Origin of the sequence: Blautia caecimuris (assembly GCF_024622975.1) — a bacterium.
In the GTDB taxonomy this organism is placed as follows: domain Bacteria; phylum Bacillota; class Clostridia; order Lachnospirales; family Lachnospiraceae; genus Blautia_A; species Blautia_A caecimuris.
The window spans coordinates 60,844-77,102 of record NZ_JANJZT010000007.1; the positions used below are offsets into that span (position 1 = coordinate 60,844).

General features: G+C 43.2%; 14 protein-coding genes. 2 read left to right on the top strand and 12 right to left on the bottom strand.

From position 1 onward, the window contains the following. Window positions 1-90: 90 nt before the first annotated feature. Window positions 91-411: an AzlD domain-containing protein gene (locus tag NSA57_RS06425; RefSeq protein ID WP_147598744.1), complete on the bottom strand. Its 321-nt coding sequence runs from the start codon at window positions 409-411 to the stop codon at window positions 91-93. After that, the gene (locus NSA57_RS06430; RefSeq protein WP_138270354.1) at window positions 401-1,132 is read right to left on the bottom strand and encodes an AzlC family ABC transporter permease; all 732 of its coding nucleotides are present in this window, start codon (window positions 1,130-1,132) and stop codon (window positions 401-403) included. The genes NSA57_RS06425 and NSA57_RS06430 overlap by 11 nt, the downstream gene beginning before the upstream one ends. A 373-nt stretch (window positions 1,133-1,505) precedes the next feature. On the opposite strand from NSA57_RS06430, the gene NSA57_RS06435 reads away from it, so the two are divergent. Then, window positions 1,506-1,700 (top strand): hypothetical protein, encoded by a 195-nt coding sequence (locus NSA57_RS06435; protein WP_173752578.1) that lies wholly within the window; start codon window positions 1,506-1,508, stop codon window positions 1,698-1,700. 36 nt (window positions 1,701-1,736) lie between these two features. Here NSA57_RS06435 and NSA57_RS06440 read toward each other — a convergent pair whose 3' ends face one another. From NSA57_RS06440 to NSA57_RS06470, 7 genes are all read right to left on the bottom strand, one after another. After that, a complete protein-coding gene (locus NSA57_RS06440) occupies window positions 1,737-3,740 on the bottom strand; it encodes an FtsX-like permease family protein (protein WP_257464351.1) in 2,004 nt (667 codons plus the stop codon). Further along, the gene (locus tag NSA57_RS06445; RefSeq protein WP_138270388.1) at window positions 3,733-4,500 is read right to left on the bottom strand and encodes an ABC transporter ATP-binding protein; all 768 of its coding nucleotides are present in this window, start codon (window positions 4,498-4,500) and stop codon (window positions 3,733-3,735) included. The genes NSA57_RS06440 and NSA57_RS06445 overlap by 8 nt, the downstream gene beginning before the upstream one ends. Window positions 4,501-4,673: 173 nt before the next feature. Next, window positions 4,674-6,023, bottom strand: a complete 1,350-nt coding sequence (locus tag NSA57_RS06450; protein WP_257464352.1) for a NosD domain-containing protein — start codon at window positions 6,021-6,023, stop codon at window positions 4,674-4,676. A gap of 35 nt (window positions 6,024-6,058) precedes the next feature. After that, window positions 6,059-7,537, bottom strand: a complete 1,479-nt coding sequence (locus tag NSA57_RS06455; protein ID WP_257464353.1) for a glycoside hydrolase family 32 protein — start codon at window positions 7,535-7,537, stop codon at window positions 6,059-6,061. 15 nt (window positions 7,538-7,552) lie between these two features. Beyond that, window positions 7,553-8,383 carry a carbohydrate ABC transporter permease gene (locus NSA57_RS06460; RefSeq protein ID WP_147598749.1) on the bottom strand — a complete coding sequence of 277 codons (831 nt, stop codon included), beginning with the start codon at window positions 8,381-8,383 and terminating at the stop codon, window positions 7,553-7,555. A 24-nt stretch (window positions 8,384-8,407) separates the two neighbouring features. Continuing rightward, window positions 8,408-9,292: a carbohydrate ABC transporter permease gene (locus NSA57_RS06465; protein ID WP_138270349.1), complete on the bottom strand. Its 885-nt coding sequence runs from the start codon at window positions 9,290-9,292 to the stop codon at window positions 8,408-8,410. A 39-nt stretch (window positions 9,293-9,331) separates the two neighbouring features. After that, a complete protein-coding gene (locus NSA57_RS06470; RefSeq protein ID WP_257464354.1) occupies window positions 9,332-10,558 on the bottom strand; it encodes an ABC transporter substrate-binding protein in 1,227 nt (408 codons plus the stop codon). 330 nt (window positions 10,559-10,888) lie between these two features. Here NSA57_RS06470 and NSA57_RS06475 point away from each other — a divergent pair, with 330 nt between their 5' ends. Further along, window positions 10,889-11,881, top strand: a complete 993-nt coding sequence (locus NSA57_RS06475; protein WP_178709774.1) for a LacI family DNA-binding transcriptional regulator — start codon at window positions 10,889-10,891, stop codon at window positions 11,879-11,881. A 98-nt stretch (window positions 11,882-11,979) separates the two neighbouring features. Here the strand turns inward: NSA57_RS06475 and NSA57_RS06480 are convergent, their stop codons facing one another. Genes NSA57_RS06480 through NSA57_RS06490 form a run of 3 tightly spaced genes read right to left on the bottom strand, consistent with a single transcriptional unit; the run spans window position 11,980 to window position 16,016 of the window. Further along, window positions 11,980-12,963 (bottom strand): sensor histidine kinase, encoded by a 984-nt coding sequence (locus NSA57_RS06480; RefSeq protein WP_257464355.1) that lies wholly within the window; start codon window positions 12,961-12,963, stop codon window positions 11,980-11,982. A 12-nt stretch (window positions 12,964-12,975) separates the two neighbouring features. Then, a complete protein-coding gene (locus NSA57_RS06485) occupies window positions 12,976-13,647 on the bottom strand; it encodes a response regulator transcription factor (protein WP_257464356.1) in 672 nt (223 codons plus the stop codon). Beyond that, window positions 13,647-16,016 carry a ribonucleoside triphosphate reductase gene (locus tag NSA57_RS06490; protein WP_173752604.1) on the bottom strand — a complete coding sequence of 790 codons (2,370 nt, stop codon included), beginning with the start codon at window positions 16,014-16,016 and terminating at the stop codon, window positions 13,647-13,649. The genes NSA57_RS06485 and NSA57_RS06490 overlap by 1 nt, the downstream gene beginning before the upstream one ends. Window positions 16,017-16,259: the final 243 nt, after the last annotated feature.

A 16,259-nucleotide genomic window follows, 5' to 3' on the forward strand; every position in this document is an offset into this window, starting at 1 on the left:
CTTACGTATCACTTTAACAATATAAAGTGTAAAAAGGTTCTGTCTGAAAGCTTACACACTCTCAGACAAAGACTTTCCACTTATTTTATATTATCCCAGAAATCCAAGAATCTGCTCTGCCACAAACACTGCCACGCAGGCGCAGAGAGCTACCGTAAGAAGACTTTTTTCCCGGTATGCTGCGATCAGAGCAGCGCCAAGGCCTGCTGCCCCGGCAATCATTCCGGAAGACGGCGCGGTAAGTATGGCCGGAAATGTCATTGCTGCCAGACAGGCATAAGGCACATAAAATAAAAAAGACTTCACAAACGGACTTGTAATCTCCTTTTTAAAAAGCACCAGCGGAAGCATACGGATCAGATAAGTAACTCCCGCCATAACCAGTATATAAACATAAACACTATGATTCATGAGTTTCCTCCTCTCCGTCCCCTATAGGACAGAAATAAGCTGCAGCCCCGGCTACGATCAGTGTTGTAAAAATAATCACAAAGCCGGATGATATCCTGTTCAGCACCGGAACCACTGCAAAAACAGCGCTGATAGCCATGGCTCCTGCCACTACCGCCCGTACCGGTCTGTGTTTCTTTGCCGGAGGTATGATCAGCGCCAGAAACATACCGTAAATAGCCACGCTCAAAGCGCTGGACAGAAAGCCCGGCATGATATTTCCTGCCATTGCCCCTACAAAAGTTCCCAGTGTCCAGCCCGGAATCGCTGCGCACATTGCCCCGTAGTGATACCAAGGATTCAGTTTTCCACTTCGGCTTATACTGAGTCCAAAGATCTCATCCGTCATACCAAAAGCCACAAGAAATCTGTGCCCTGACGGTATATTTTTCTGCAGCTTCTGAGAAACAGAAAAAGACATCAGACTGTATCTCAGATTGATCACAAGCTGCGTAAGAGCCATTTCCCACAGAGAACCGCAGGCAATAATAATCTCCAGACCTGCAAACTGGCCTGCCGAGGTAATATTGGTCAGAGAAAGAAGGGTTGCCTGCCATACAGACATTCCTCCCGCAACTGCCATCATTCCAAAGGTAAAGGATACTGCAAAATATCCCAAAGAAACAGGAACCCCATCCCGGAGTCCCTGCATGAACTGTTGTTTATTTGTGTTCTGTTCCATTGTATCTCCACTCCTCATTTATGTATGATTATACATTTTTCCGGTGGAATTGTAAACAGAAATTTTTTGTCTGCATAATGTGTTTTTGCGTATTTTTTCACAAATCTTCTGTTTATAACCCTGATAACAGAAGTCAGATATTGCTGCTCCTTCCGTTCCCGGTAATCCGGTCAGAATATATTCCAAATCGCCTTCCGCCATGACATTTTGCCCTGTATTAAAATTATACAATGTATAAAAATGCAATATTCTTTATAAAACGCTCCTTCCGGAAGCGTTCTTTTTCCGTTGCGGTACACGCCAGAAACGTGTATACTGATAAATGAAATTTTATTCACCTTTTTTACAGGTATACACTTTAAGGAGGTTTTCCATGGAAGAGGAAATCATTGAAATCAATCTCTCCGGTTTTTGCCGTACCTGCAACAGCATGCAGACTGTCACCTGCGAATATATTCCCACCGAAAGCGGCAGGAAACTGGATGTTATGAACTGCGCCCACAAAACCTGCCGTCATCATGCAGCCTGCGCTATTTACCGGGAAGCCCATGAAAACGAGCAGATATGAATTCTCTCATATCTGCTCGCTTTTTCCATCTTTCCTTTACTCTGCTTTTTCCAAAATCCTGTAATAGGATCTTGCTGTCACTGCATAGATCACGCCATAGACTGCTGCAAATATAATCACTGTTACTGCCGTACATATAAGAAACAGCCTGGTATTTGACATGCCCACCAAAAGAAGCAGCCTTTTCATCAAAGGAAATGCCATTCCAATATGGACACATGCCGTAATCAGCGGAAGGAAAAATACCATAAGAATCTGTCTGTGAATCGAGGCTTTTACTTCTCTGCGGCTCATTCCCACTTTTCTCATGATCTCAAAACGCGCCTTATCCTCATACCCCTCAGAAATCTGCTTGTAGTAAATGATCAGCGCTGTTCCCATAAGGAACACTCCGCCCAAAAGGATTCCCACAAACAGCAGTCCTCCATTCAGCCCGTAAAAGTTTTCTCCTTCCTCTGCATAAGAACGACTGGAAACATAATCCTGTTCCTGAGCAAAATATCCCTGCTCTTTAAACTTCTGAATACTGTCATTCAGCATCTGCCTGCACTTAATGGCTGCCGCATCATCTCCCGGCACCTGAACTCCAATGCTGGATGTAATGGAATATCCGCCGCCCTTCGCTTCATTCTGCAACTGATTGATTTTTTCAAAGGTTTTTTCATCTGCTACAAAGTACAGAGTTTTTACAAAATCCATACTCAGCTGACCTGAGATCTCCGGGCGCTTTTTCAGTCTGCCGGATATTTTAAATTCCTGGTTCTCCAGAATAATGCTGTTTTCTTCTGTTCCGTAAGCCAGAAGACTGCCTTCAGGCACATCCTGCTTTTCTCCTGTCACCTGTTCACTGAAGCTGTCCGGAATAATTACCAGCGTTGCAATATTCTGTGTCTGTGACTGTCCTGCTTGCGGATCCATATTTAACCGGTTTCCTTCCATAACGCCTATGAGAGAAAGATAAATCTGAGACTCCACACTTTCTACCGGAATATTTTTTTCTTCCAGTTCCGTTCTTATAAACTCCTGCGCCATATACGCTTCTTCCGGAGAATGTCCGTGGAAATCCACATTTACGTCACAAGGGTACTGAGAACGGATAGTATCCTCGATTCCCATATTCAGGCTTACCGTAGTAGACAGCATCAGAAGCACTCCTGTACTCAGAATACAGATGCTTGCAAGACCTACCGCATTCTGTTTCATCCGATAGAGCATTCCCGAGACACTGGTAAAATTCTGAAGCTTATAATAAAACTTTTTTCTCCTGCGCAGCAGCTTCAAAATCACAATACTGCCTGAAGTAAATACCAGATATGTTCCTGCCATAACAAGAAGGACTGCTATAAAAAAGACTCCCAGCGCATCAATAATCGATTCTGTGGTAACTGCCAGATAATATCCGGTTCCCAGACAGCCAAATCCCGCAATGGCCATAAAAAGCTTGCTTTTTGGTTCCCGCTCTCCTGCATTGCCTCCGGACAGCAGTTCTACCGGCCGGCTGAAATGCACCCGCCTCAGATTATTAAAAAGTGTCAGTACAAGAATCACTCCATAGGATACCGCACAGACCTTGATTCCTTTCCAGGAAATATAAAATCCAAACTTTGCGGGAATACGAAGGATTTTCAGAAGAAGCAAAAGCGCCAGCTTACTTCCAAGGATTCCTGCCGCCAGTCCTCCTGCCAGGCTCGCAATACCTGTGAACACTGTTTCCACAAGCATCAGATGACTGATGTGCCTTTTTTCCATACCAAGTACATTGTAAAGTCCCAGCTCCTTCTGCCTTCTTTTCATCAGAAAGCTGTTGCAGAACAGAAGAAAGATCACTGAAAAAACGCCGAGAATAAAGACTCCCATGCTCACAATGGCTGCCACATCCCTGCCGCCTCTCATATTTACAGTGTCCGGGCTGGTGACAATAAACATCATGATATAAAGGACTGCAATACATCCCATACAGGAAAGCATATACGGAATATAGGTTCCCCTGTTTTTCTTAATATTGGTAAGCGCAAGTCTCAGAAACATCCCTTTACGCATAAGCCTCACCGCCTGTCATCAGAACTGTCAGCGTATCTGAGATCATCTGATACATTTCCTGACGTGATTTCGTTCCTCTGTAAATCTGATGGAACACTTCTCCGTCTTTAATAAAAAGAACTCTGGAGGCATGACTTGCGGCCTGGGCGCTGTGTGTTACCATAAGAATGGTCTGTCCTGCATCATTGATCTCCCCAAACATGGACAAAAGAGAAGCTGCTGCTCTGGAATCCAGGGCTCCTGTAGGTTCGTCTGCCAGAATAATCCTCGGATCTGTGATCAGAGCCCTCGCTACTGCCGCCCTCTGCTTCTGTCCGCCGGAAACCTCATAGGGATATTTCTCCAGGATCTCTGTAATGCGAAGAGCCTTTGCAACAGGCCGGATCTTCTGCTCCATTTCACGGTAATCCTCCCCTGCCAGCACCAGTGGAAGATAAATATTGTCTCTGAGGCTGAACGTATCCAGAAGGTTAAAATCCTGGAATACAAATCCCAGATTATTTCTCCGGAAAGCGGAAATCTCCTTTTCCGTTAAATGGACAATGCTTTTTCCATCAAGAAGCACTTCTCCCTCTGTAGGACGATCCAGAGACGCCAGGATATTCAGAAGCGTTGTTTTTCCGGATCCGGATTCTCCCATGATCGCCACAAATTCTCCGCTTTCTACAGAAAAAGTCACGTTGGCAAGCGCCTGAACCTGATTTCCTCCAAATCGCGTACTGTATATTTTCTTTACATTTGTTACTTCCAGTAAAGCCATGATTCTGTTTCCTCCCGTCATACGCGCCCCTTTCACTTCCATATCTGACATTTCCTGTGTGCAGCGCGCAGTTTTATTTTGTAACCTCAGTATACAGAAAAGAGAAACCGTATGCCATAACTTTGGCTTACAGTTTCTCTCTGTATGTGACATTTTTGTAAGGTTGACAGGAATTACATAGCCTCTAATTCCGGAGTAGCTCTGAAAGCATTTCTTTTTCGGTCCAGAATTACCTGTTTTTCACTTCCAGAATCAAGAACAATATTTTCCTCTGACTTTTCTTCCACAAGAACATGCACTACATCAAGCTTTCTGCGTCTGTCTCTGCCTGTAAGGGCATTTACCTGTGCTGCAAAACATGCCTCCGATGCTTCCGCATCCAATTCTGCCATTGCAACAATATGATTAGAAGCAATGTAGTTACCGTTTCCGGAAATCAGCCGTATGATAACCGGTCTTTTGTCCGCCGGTTTTATCGACTCCAAAGACACTGTTTCCGAAATGTGATTAGCAATAATGGAATTATTACTGCCGCTGATTCTGAGAATACCAAACTGATCATCCAGACCATTATCCACACCGATCAGCGGTGTCCACGGCTCATTATCCCGGAGAAAATGATTAGAAGAAATCATATTTTCCGAACATGCTCCTTCAAACACCAGCATTCCAGGATAAAAACCATGAAATCTGTTTCCTGTGATTGTAGATTTCGCCACATCTTTAAAGGTGACACTGCTGGTTCCACGGGGAAAAATATTGTTGGCATTAATCAAAAGGCCTCCAAAATTCTGTGCAAATATCGAATACCCCTTATATCCGGCTCCCATAAGATTATCCGTAATCTTTGAGGCCTGTCCCCAGCCTCGAAGCTCAATGCAGTTGCCACATTCCGCAATAAAATTATCATGAATGGATAATGCATCTGCATGATAAACTGTAATTCCATGTTCCAGATACACAAATCCCATACCGGTAATCCTGAACGAGTCCTGGGCGCTTCCAACATAAATTCCTGTTTTTCCATTTACATATGTATTTTCCACATTGTCAATATCAGTTCCATCATCCACAAAATGCAGACCGTCAATACAGAAATTTTCAAATTCCACAGAGCTGATCCGGGGATTTCCTTCACGCTTCACATAAAATGCTGCTCCATCTTTCTCATCATCCTCTGGATTTACATCTAAGTCTACGAGAATACGGCTTCCGCCCGGCCAGATCTCATGCAGATCCTTCCACTCCTTTTCCGGAAGATTATAACGGATACTGGAAGATACAAACCCATGGCCTGTTCCCATAATCTTTAAATAGCTGAGATCAATGACCACCTGAGTGCGAAGATGATAATCCCCTGATGGAATAAAGATTACTGCTCCCGGTTTTCCTCCTTCACAATGATCAGAATCAGACTGTCTCCTCTTGATATCTGCTATAATACTATTAAGAACTTCCCCAATATCTTCATATGGATTTCCTGTATCCCAATTTGTCACATCATAATAATTTTTATCGAACATTCTTAAAACCTCCTGTTCCATACTCCTCATCTAATCTAAGACAATTTTAATCCATATGTTTCCAGACCGGATATCACTGCTTTCCCACCATACGCACTCATGAAGATCTGATTCTGTTCATCTGATGCAAATACATTATTGGAATGATTATTACTGTACTGATCTGCAAAAATTTCAACCGAACTGCGATCCACAAAAACATGAACATCCAGTTCATTTTTTTCTTTCAGGTTTAATATACTTCTAGAAATCCCTTTGCTCCATCCGTCTCCAAAATTTCTGTCCACACTCATTTCCCCCTTTTTCAGGTCAAAAAGGCAGACTGTATTTTTTCCGTCTCCACAGCGCAGCTTTATCTCTACCTGATCTGCCGTGGTTTCCTGCAAATCCAGATTAAACTTTATTTCATAACAGATTCCATCACCGGCTTTAATTTCTGTTTCCTGCTCTTCAAGCACAAATTTTTCTTTTTTTATTGGATTCACACGCAGATTTTCCAGCTCTTTTACAGGAACAAACTGAAGTAAGCCATCTGGTTTCTTTCTTACTTCCCTTGGAAGATTAAAAAATCCACTCCATCCCTCTCTGTATGACGGTCCCCAGTCCTTCCATAACGGCATCCATTCCCATTCATTCGCCCAGGCAACCATAATTCTTCTGCCATCCATTGTTTCAAAAGATTGTGGAGCATAGTAATCCAGACCCCAGTCAATTTCCTTACTTATATAATAATCAAATTTTCCAGTTTCATAGTCAAAGTCTCCAACCATATACACAGAGGTATGATCTCCTGCTCCCATAGGGGAGAATGTCAGAACATACTGATCTCCTGCCTGAAAAAAGTCCGGGCATTCCCACATAAATCCCCACTCTCCTCGACTTTCTGCAAGTACATTAAAAAATGACCAGTGAAACATGTCTTTTGATCGGTAAAGCAGGGCAAGACCTTTGTTATCCCGACTTGCACCGCACACCATATAGTACGTGTCACCGTGTTTCCATACCTTTGGATCCCGGAAACAGTCTGCCTTAATCCCTTTGGGAGCTCTCAGAACAGGATTTCCCCCATATTTTTCGAAATGGATTCCATCTGTACTGTATGCAATGCACTGAGTCTGTTCTACTCCATTTCCATTATTTGCCGTCCCTGTATACATCAGGAACAGCTTATCTTCACAGACAATGGCGCTTCCGGAAAAGCATCCGCCCTTAGGATAATCATCATATGACTCACTTGGAGCAAGAGCCAGGGGAAGGTATTCCCAGTGAATCAGATCTTCACTGACCGCATGTCCCCAGTACATACAGTCCCAAAATGCCCCATAAGGATTACACTGATAGAAAAAATGATACTTTCCCCTGAAACAGATCAGTCCGTTCGGATCATTCATCCATCCTGCCTGAGGCATAAAATGATACTCCTGTCTCATGCTTCCTTTGCTGACAAGCTCTTTTTTTCTGTCTATTTCTTCCTGAGCTCTCTGGATATTTAACTGCATTAAATTTCTTTCCATAACCTGCTCCTGTCCTTATCCTTTTACTGCACCGGCAGTCATTCCCTGCACAATATATTTCTGAGCAGCCAGCGAAATGATCATAACCGGGAAACTGAATAGAAATGCTCCTGCACACATAGGTCCTAAATCAAGATTATATGCTGATAAAAATCCTGCCAGGCCTACAGTAAATGTTTTGGCATTTGTGCTGGTCAGAAGAAGAGCAACCAGAAAATCATTCCATGCAAGAAACAGAGTGAAAATAAATGCTGTTGCCAGTCCCGGCTTGCAAATTGGAAGAATCACTCTCCAAAAAGTCTGCAAACTGTTGGCGCCATCCATATACGCTGCTTCGTCCAGCGTAGTGGGAACTCCTTCATAAAAGCTCAGCATAGTCCACATAACAAATGGCATGTTAATGGCTGCATATACAATGATCAGTGCAATTTTTGTGTCATAAAGCCCAAGATTACAGATCAGTTCATAAATCGGCACTACAATGCTAGACGTAGGAATCATTTTCAGACACAGCACCAAAACGATTAACAGAACTGACAGCTTTGCGCCTGATCTCTGAATAGCATAAGCCGCAAGAGAACCAAGGATCAGGGCAATGATTGTGCTGATAAGAGCAACTGTCAGACTGTTGAACAAAAACTTCATCGCATCCATTCTTTCCAACAGTCCGGAAAAGTTTTCAATTGAAAAGACCTTGGGGAAAAATTTCGGCGGAACTGCAATCACCTCTGACCCCGGCTTAAATGCACAGCAAATCACATAAATATATGGAAAGAGCCAGCCCACTGTAAGAATCACTGACAGAGCGATTCCAAGCTTTTTTCCTGTTTCTCCTTTTCTCTTCACTATTTTCGCCTCCTATTACACTGATTAGCTGTTCTTTTTCTTTGGATTCCATAAGCTCTGCATAAAGACCAGGGTAAATACAACCAAAACAACAATGAATACAACTGCCATAGCGCTTGCATAGCCAATATCATTGTACCTTGTCAAAGTTTTATAGATCATAATACTGATCGTTTCCGAAGAACTGTTAGGACCTCCCTCTGTCATAGCCCAGATAATATCAAAGGTTCTGGCAGCATCTATGATTCTTACAGACAAAGCAGTCAGCAAAACTGGTTTAATCACAGGGAGTTTGATATAAAAAATCTGCTGCAGAAGATTTGCGCCATCAATTTTTGCTGCTTCTGTCATACTGGAATCAAGTCCCTGCAGACCAGCCAGTATCATCAGCATCATAAAAGGAGTTGTCAGCCATATATCTGCAATACAGCAGGCAATCAGCGACCATTTTTCGTCTGCAAGCCATAAAATGTCGCTGCTGCTGGATAAAATTCCGATCCGCGCCAGAAGCTCGTTTACTATTCCAAAGCTGGAGCTCATCATTAATTTCCAGGTAAGTCCTGCAACTAAAGGCGCAATCATAAGAGGAGCCATCATAAAGGAACGAATAATCTTGCTTCCCTTATAATCCATTTCAAAAAACAAAGCGAACAGCAGTCCCAGAAGCGTCTCCACACCAACTGCAATCACAATGTACAGCAATGTATTCTTTAACTGTTTTAAGAATCCTCCTGCTGTAAATGCCCGGATATAATTATCAAGCCCTACAAATGTCCTGTCTCCTGTCAGCCCAATATCAAAAAAGCTGTCTGCCACCATGGTTATAATTGGATAGATCAGAAACGCACCCATAAATATCGCGCCTGGCAGGAAAAATAATAATAAGGTTTTCTTTGAAATTAATTTCATACCCTTTACCACCTTTTCGTACAGGGAAAGTCTCCCCTGTTACATTCCGATTGCTTCAATTTCTGTCCTGGCAGCTTCCAGAGTCTCCTGTATATCTGCGCCTCCCAGACAAGATTCTACAACACCAGTAAGAACTTCCTCAATCTGTGCCCAGGTTGTCACCATAGGTCTTGCCTGTGTCTGTTCTGCTCCCAGAGTTTCGAGAACTGCAGTTGTATGCTCATTTCCTTCTGTTTTTCCGGCTTCCTCATAAACAGAAGTTCTTCCCGCAATCTTCAGGGTAAGATCCATGTAATCTGCATTATGATCATACATAAATTCAACATATTTCTGTGCCATTTCCTTGTTCTCAGAATTTTTCATCACACACTCATACCATGGACCTGTGGTTGCTCCGATTCCTGCTTTTCCGGCTATCATCGGCGCACATCCTACCTTGTCCGCTCCCAGTGCTTCAACAGCTGCCGGATACTGATGGCTCCAGTTTAACTGCATTGCCGTTTTTCCATTTGTAAAAAGCTCCTGAGACTCTGTGGCTGCTGTGGAAAGAGAATCTGACGGAGTATAATCTGCCCCTGCAGTATCCACCATAAACTGCAGCGCATCTGCATAAGCCTGGTCAGTGATGTTTACATTACCATCTTTATCAAATACAAGCCCCTCTGCTCCGGCCTGACATGCGAAATCCAGGAAAGAACATACTGCATCTGAACCGCTTCCAAATACTGTAGTTCCATACATATCATCTGTTTTTAATTCTTCTGCAAGAGACTGATATTCTTCCCAGGTTTTCGGTACTTTGTCCTCTGGAATCAGATCCTTTCTGTAAATCAGAATCTTAGAATTTACCCACATGGGATATCCAAGAAGGTTTCCATCAATAGTTCCGCTTTCTTCGAGAGTTGGAAGGAAATCGCTGCTATCTGCATCTTTAAGCGGTTCAATAGCATCTGCAAAAGCTGCCAGCCATACTACATCCATACACGCTACATCATGGGCTGCCTGTTTTGCCTTGATCTCTGTAGACAATTTATCATACATTCCTGTATAGGCAACTGCATCTACAATAACCTCACAGCCTGTTTCCTCTTTAAAATCTGCTGCAGTTTCCTTTGCAAGGGCCTCTGCCGGAGATCCGCTCTCTACTAATACAGTGATACTGTCTTTTTTATCTGCTGTTTTTTCTCCTTCAGTGCTTCCACATCCTGTAAGCATAGTTCCTGCAACTGCTGCCGCCATCACCAGACTTAAAGCTTTTTTTTTCATGTTAAAATTCCTCCTTTTCGCTTATACTTTCCATTCCTTTTGATGGACTCATTATAGTTCATCTGTCTTTTTATGTCAAACGTTTTCATAATATATTTTCATTTATGTCAGTGCGCACAATATTATATTGTATATTTTGTATAGTTTTACCGATATATTTGTCATTTTAATAAGCTATATCAATTCTTTTTCTTCTTTGTTATGAAAATATTTTCATATTATATCAGTGTTTTTTCTTTTATTTTTCATGTAATTATGTTATAATCATACTATCAAGAAAATATTTCCAGCTTCATGACATTCGATATTTTAATAATGTGAGGTTTTATTATGAATAAAGTCAAAATTACAGATATTGCACAAAAAAGCGGTGTTTCCCTTACTACTGTTTCCAGGTATTTTAACCATCCGGAGCTTCTTTCACCGGAAACACAAAATAAAATTAAAGAAGCGATCAAAGATCTTAATTACAGCCAGAATAATCTTGCCCGTATTCTTGTCACCGGTCAGTCCAATCTGGTAGGCGTTATTTTTCCTCACCTTCATTTAAGCTTTTACACAGAACTTCTTAATCAGCTTGTAAAATACGGTAAAGAAAAAGGCTACAGTTTTATTATCTACACCTCTAATAACTCCAAAGAGGAAGAAATGCATCTGATCCAGAACCTGATCTCCTACCGGATCAAAAGTCTTATTTTATTAAGCCATCTTCTTTCTCCCCAGGAGATCGAAGCTCTTCCTGTACCGGTAATTTCAATTGAAAGAGCCGGAGGAAACTTTAAGCAGATTAACAATGATAATTTTACAGGCGGAAAGCTGGCAGCCGATTTGCTGATCCGCAACGGCTGTGAAGTTTTTATCCATATTAATAATGATTTCAGGGAAGACTGGCCTTCCTTTAAGCGTATCCTGGGATTTGAATATGAGGTCAGAAATCTTCCCTATGAGCGTTTTATCCAGACTGATCTTACAGATCCTTATATGCCCTCTGCCACAAAAGCAATGGAAGATCTGGTTACTCATATTACCACAAAATATGCCGGCAAAAAACTGGGCGTGTTCTGTTCCAATGATGACATTGCAGGGCTCTTTGAACGCCAATGTATCAAAAAGGGAATCTCGATTCCGGAAACAGTTGAGCTGATCGGGTATGACAATTCTCCCGGCTCCAACAATGCAATCCTGCCCATCACCTCTGTCGATCAGAATATATCCCTGATGGCACAGATTGCAATCCAGTCTCTGGACAATTATATTCCATATGAAAGCATGGTTCCTGCTGCCCTGATTGAAAAGGAAACAACCAGCCGTTCCCCTCTGTAACTTTCACAGCAATTTACAGTTATTTTCATTGTTCCATATTTTTTACAAAAAAAGAGCGCACCACATGCTGACATGTGATACGCTCTTTTTTCATTCTTTTAAAACAACTCCGCCCTCCGGCGGCCAAGGCTCAGATAAACTCGTGTTCCCTTTCCCGGTTCTGATTCCACGGAAATACCATGATCCAGCCTTTTCATGATCTTTCTGGAAAGGTACAGGCCGATTCCTGAGGATCTGGTCTCCGTTCTTCCATTATATCCGGTAAATCCCTTTTCAAAAATCCTCGGAAGATCTTCCGCGCTGATTCCTGCCCCCGTATCCTCAATCACCAGCGTATGGGGACGGGATTCCGAAAGATAAATCCGTATCTCACCTGTCTTTGTGTACTTTAAGGCATTGGAAATACACTGCCCGATCACAAATCCCAGCCATTTGGGATCTGTCAGAACCTTTTCCTGTGTTCTCTCATAGTCAAGCTGCAGCTTTTTCCCGATAAAAACTGACGCGTATTTGTGAATCTGCTCCCGAATGATCTTATCCAGATCGCACTCTGAAAATTTCATATCCGAAGACATATCCTCAGATCTCAGATACCCCAGAACCATTTCCACATATTCTTCTACCCGAAAAACCTCTGCAAGAGCCGTTTTATTTTCCTGAGGCTGTTCTCCAAGAAGCAGTCTGAGGGCGGCAATAGGTGTTTTTATCTGATGCACCCACATGGTATAATAATCCGCCATCTCTCTGTAAGAGGTCATCCTGGCTTCCTCTGCTTCCATCCTCATTCGGTTCAGTTCATGGATCATCTGCTGAAGCGCCGCCTCGTTGTTGTCCTGGGGCAAAGGAAGCTTTTCCAGATCCAGAGGAATACTTTTTGCAATCTGAGACAAAACCTGCGCTTTGCTGCGGAACCTGAAATATCCATACACAAATGCTCCCGCGAACAAAGCCATACATAATAGGCTTCCATAAAGAACCGGCTCATCAGGACAGTTATACAGCCATAATACCATTGCCATGATTCCGGTTGAAGCCAGGAACAAAGCTGCTGTTTTCCATATTTTTTTCAGATACCCTGCCATTTCTGTCCTCCGTTACTGCACTATGTAGCCCAGCCCTTTTCTTGTGAGAATCATATTTTCAAGGCCGATTCCTTCCAGCTTGCGTCTCAGGCGGTTGACATTTACTGTCAGAGTATTGTCATCTACAAAATCATCATTTTCCCAGAGCATCTGCATAATCGCTTCTCTTGAAACTACGTTTCCTGCCTGAGAAAAAAGAAGGTTCAGTATCCGAAGTTCATTTCTGGTAAGCTCAACGGCCTGTCCCTGATAGCTCAGATTTCCGCTTCCCAGATTCAGGACAGCGCCTCTGTGTTCCAGAAGGTTCCCACTGTTTCCAAAGGAATATGTTCTTCTCAGTATCGCCTGAACCTTTGCAGAAAGGACCTCCAGATTAAAGGGCTTGGCAACAAAATCGTCTGCTCCTCTGGTCATTGCCATAACCATATTCATGTCATCTGCCGCAGAGGAAAGAAAAATAACAGGAACCTGCGATACCCGGCGGATTTCTTCACACCAGTGAAATCCGTTAAAATACGGAAGCTTCAGATCCAGAAGCACCAGATGGGCTTCGGAACGCACAAATTCTCCCATAATATCCCTGAAATCCTCCGCTGCCGTTACCTGATATCCCCAGGATTCCAGATGTTTTGTTATCAGAGAACAGAGCATCTCGTCATCTTCTGCGAGAAATATCCTGTACATTAAAGCTCCTCGTCCACATACTTCTGTATGTTGGATGCATTTACATATTTTTTCAGATGCTCTCCGTCTGTGATCACCAGGGTAGGCGCCTGCATAATGCCGAACTGTCTCGCCATATCCGGGTTCTGTTCTGCGTCAATGATCTCCAGCTCCTCGCCCTCCAGCATTTTTTTCGCCATGCGGCAGTTTGGGCAGGTGCTTGTGGTAAACAGGTATTTATGGGTTTCTACAGGCTGTACCTTTACGTCGTCCTCTGTCATTGTGACTACACTTGTATGGACTTTTTTCAGGGAAGAATGCACAACGTCATAAAGGGTTCTGTTTTTATATTCCTGAGCCTTTCCGTCATTCCAGTTCTGGACCGGACGGTAATAGCCTGTAATACGGCTGTATACCTCAGCCTTTTTGCCGCATTTCGGACAGGTAAAGTGCTCGCCACTTAAATATCCGTGCTCGCTGCATACAGAGTAAGTAGGAGAAATCGTATAATAAGGCAGCTTATAATTTTCTGCGATTTTCCGCACAAGAGAAGCGGCGGCCTTCCAGTCAGGAAGCTTTTCTCCCAGAAATCCGTGGAATACTGTTCCTGATGTATAAAGGGTCTGAAGCTCATCCTGGATATCAAGAGCGTCAAAAATATCCGAACTGAATTCAACCGGAAGATGAGAGCTGTTTGTATAATACGGGGTATCGCCCTCTTTTCCTGCTGTTTTAATGTCAGGCCAGCGTTTTCTGTCATGCTTGGCAAGCCTGTATGCTGTGGACTCCGCCGGTGTTGCCTCCAGATTAAACAGCTCGCCCTGATACTGCTCCTGATAATCGGAGAGCCGGTTTCTCATATGCTCCAGAACTTCTTTTGTAAACTTCTGGGTACGCTCATCTGTCATATCACAGCCCAGCCATCTTGCATTCAGCCCCGCCTCGTTCATTCCCACAAGGCCGATCGTGGAAAAGTGATTGTCAAAGCTTCCCAGATACCTCTTTGTGTAAGGATAAAGTCCCTCATTTAAAAGTCTGGAGATCACCTGTCTCTTGATATGCAGAGATCTTGCCGCAATGTCCATCATATGGTCCAGTCTGCGGTAAAACTCTTCCGGATTTCTTGACTGATAGGCGATTCTCGGCATATTAATGGTAACCACCCCTACAGACCCCGTGCTTTCTCCTGAGCCGAAAAAGCCGCCGCTTTTTTTGCGAAGCTCACGAAGATCCAGACGGAGACGGCAGCACATGCTGCGGATATCACTTGGCTTCATATCACTGTTAATATAATTGGAAAAATACGGCGTTCCGTATTTTGCTGTCATTTCAAAAAGAAGCTGATTATTCAGAGTATCTGACCAGTCAAAATCCTTTGTAATGGAATAGGTGGGAATCGGATACTGGAAACCTCTTCCATTGGCATCTCCCTCGATCATGGTTTCAATAAAGGCGCGGTTTACCATATCCATTTCTTTTTTGCAGTCCTTATATTTAAAATCCATTTCCTTTCCGCCAACAATTGCAGGCAGCTCTGCCAGATCATCCGGGACTGTCCAGTCAAGAGTGATATTGGAAAACGGAGCCTGTGTTCCCCAGCGGCTTGGAGTGTTGACGCCATAAATAAAGGATTCAATGCATTTTTTCACCTCACGGTAAGACAGCTTATCTGCTTTGACAAAGGGCGCAAGATAAGTATCGAAGGAAGAAAATGCCTGAGCTCCCGCCCATTCATTCTGCATGATCCCCAGGAAATTTACCATCTGATTACAGAGTACGCTTAAATGCTTTGCCGGAGCAGAAGTAATCTTGCCTTCAATACCTCCAAGCCCCTCCTGGATCAGCTGTTTTAAGGACCATCCTGCACAGTAGCCTGTCAGCATGGAAAGATCATGGATATGAATATCCGCATTTCTGTGAGCGTCTGCAATCTCATTGTCATAGATCTCAGACAGCCAGTAATTGGCAGTGACAGCTCCGGAATTGCTGAGGATCAGACCTCCTACTGAATAAGTAACTGTAGAGTTCTCTTTTACGCGCCAGTCCTCCACCTTTACATAACTGTTTACTATTTCTTTGTAGTCCAGGATCGTGGATTTCATATTTCGGATTTTTTCCCTCTGCTTGCGGTAAAGAATATACGCCTTTGCCACATCGCTGTAGCCGGCCTGGATCAGAACGTTCTCCACACTGTCCTGAATATCCTCCACAGTGACCCTGTCATCCTGAATCTTATCCTGAAAATCAGCTGTCACACGCAGCGACAGAAGATCGATCATATCCTTGCTGTAATTCTTTTCTTTTGCATCAAATGCTCTGCTGATAGCAGACGAAATTTTAGCCATCTGAAATTCAGCAATTTCCCCATCACGTTTTACTACCTGAAACATAAGTCCTTCTTCCTCCCTTGCTTTGCTCGCTCTTATTTTCTGCTGATAGATTACATTGTAGCAAAGGTCACAGGTTCCGTCAACCGCAAAAACCACCATATATTGTGCGATCATACCTTTCACACTCTATATGATGGTTCTGTTTTCCTGTATTTACAGGCTTTCCGGTGTTTTTCAAAACCCGGAAATTTATTTTTTTATACAAATGTGACCTGCCTTGTTATCCAGGACAGCCAAAATTAC

Bases quoted from the DNA above. Each gene is read 5' to 3' on its own strand.
- NSA57_RS06450 (WP_257464352.1), bottom strand. From the start codon at position 6,023: ATGTTCGATAAAAATTATTATGATGTGACAAATTGGGATACAGGAAAT.
- NSA57_RS06470 (WP_257464354.1), bottom strand. From the start codon at position 10,558: ATGAAAAAAAAAGCTTTAAGTCTGGTGATGGCGGCAGCAGTTGCAGGA.
- NSA57_RS06475 (WP_178709774.1), top strand. From the start codon at position 10,889: ATGAATAAAGTCAAAATTACAGATATTGCACAAAAAAGCGGTGTTTCC.
- NSA57_RS06425 (WP_147598744.1), bottom strand. From the start codon at position 411: ATGAATCATAGTGTTTATGTTTATATACTGGTTATGGCGGGAGTTACT.
- NSA57_RS06440 (WP_257464351.1), bottom strand. From the start codon at position 3,740: ATGCGTAAAGGGATGTTTCTGAGACTTGCGCTTACCAATATTAAGAAA.
- NSA57_RS06465 (WP_138270349.1), bottom strand. From the start codon at position 9,292: ATGAAATTAATTTCAAAGAAAACCTTATTATTATTTTTCCTGCCAGGC.
- NSA57_RS06480 (WP_257464355.1), bottom strand. From the start codon at position 12,963: ATGGCAGGGTATCTGAAAAAAATATGGAAAACAGCAGCTTTGTTCCTG.
- NSA57_RS06445 (WP_138270388.1), bottom strand. From the start codon at position 4,500: ATGGCTTTACTGGAAGTAACAAATGTAAAGAAAATATACAGTACGCGA.
- NSA57_RS06435 (WP_173752578.1), top strand. From the start codon at position 1,506: ATGGAAGAGGAAATCATTGAAATCAATCTCTCCGGTTTTTGCCGTACC.
- NSA57_RS06490 (WP_173752604.1), bottom strand. From the start codon at position 16,016: ATGTTTCAGGTAGTAAAACGTGATGGGGAAATTGCTGAATTTCAGATG.
- NSA57_RS06455 (WP_257464353.1), bottom strand. From the start codon at position 7,537: ATGGAAAGAAATTTAATGCAGTTAAATATCCAGAGAGCTCAGGAAGAA.
- NSA57_RS06430 (WP_138270354.1), bottom strand. From the start codon at position 1,132: ATGGAACAGAACACAAATAAACAACAGTTCATGCAGGGACTCCGGGAT.
- NSA57_RS06485 (WP_257464356.1), bottom strand. From the start codon at position 13,647: ATGTACAGGATATTTCTCGCAGAAGATGACGAGATGCTCTGTTCTCTG.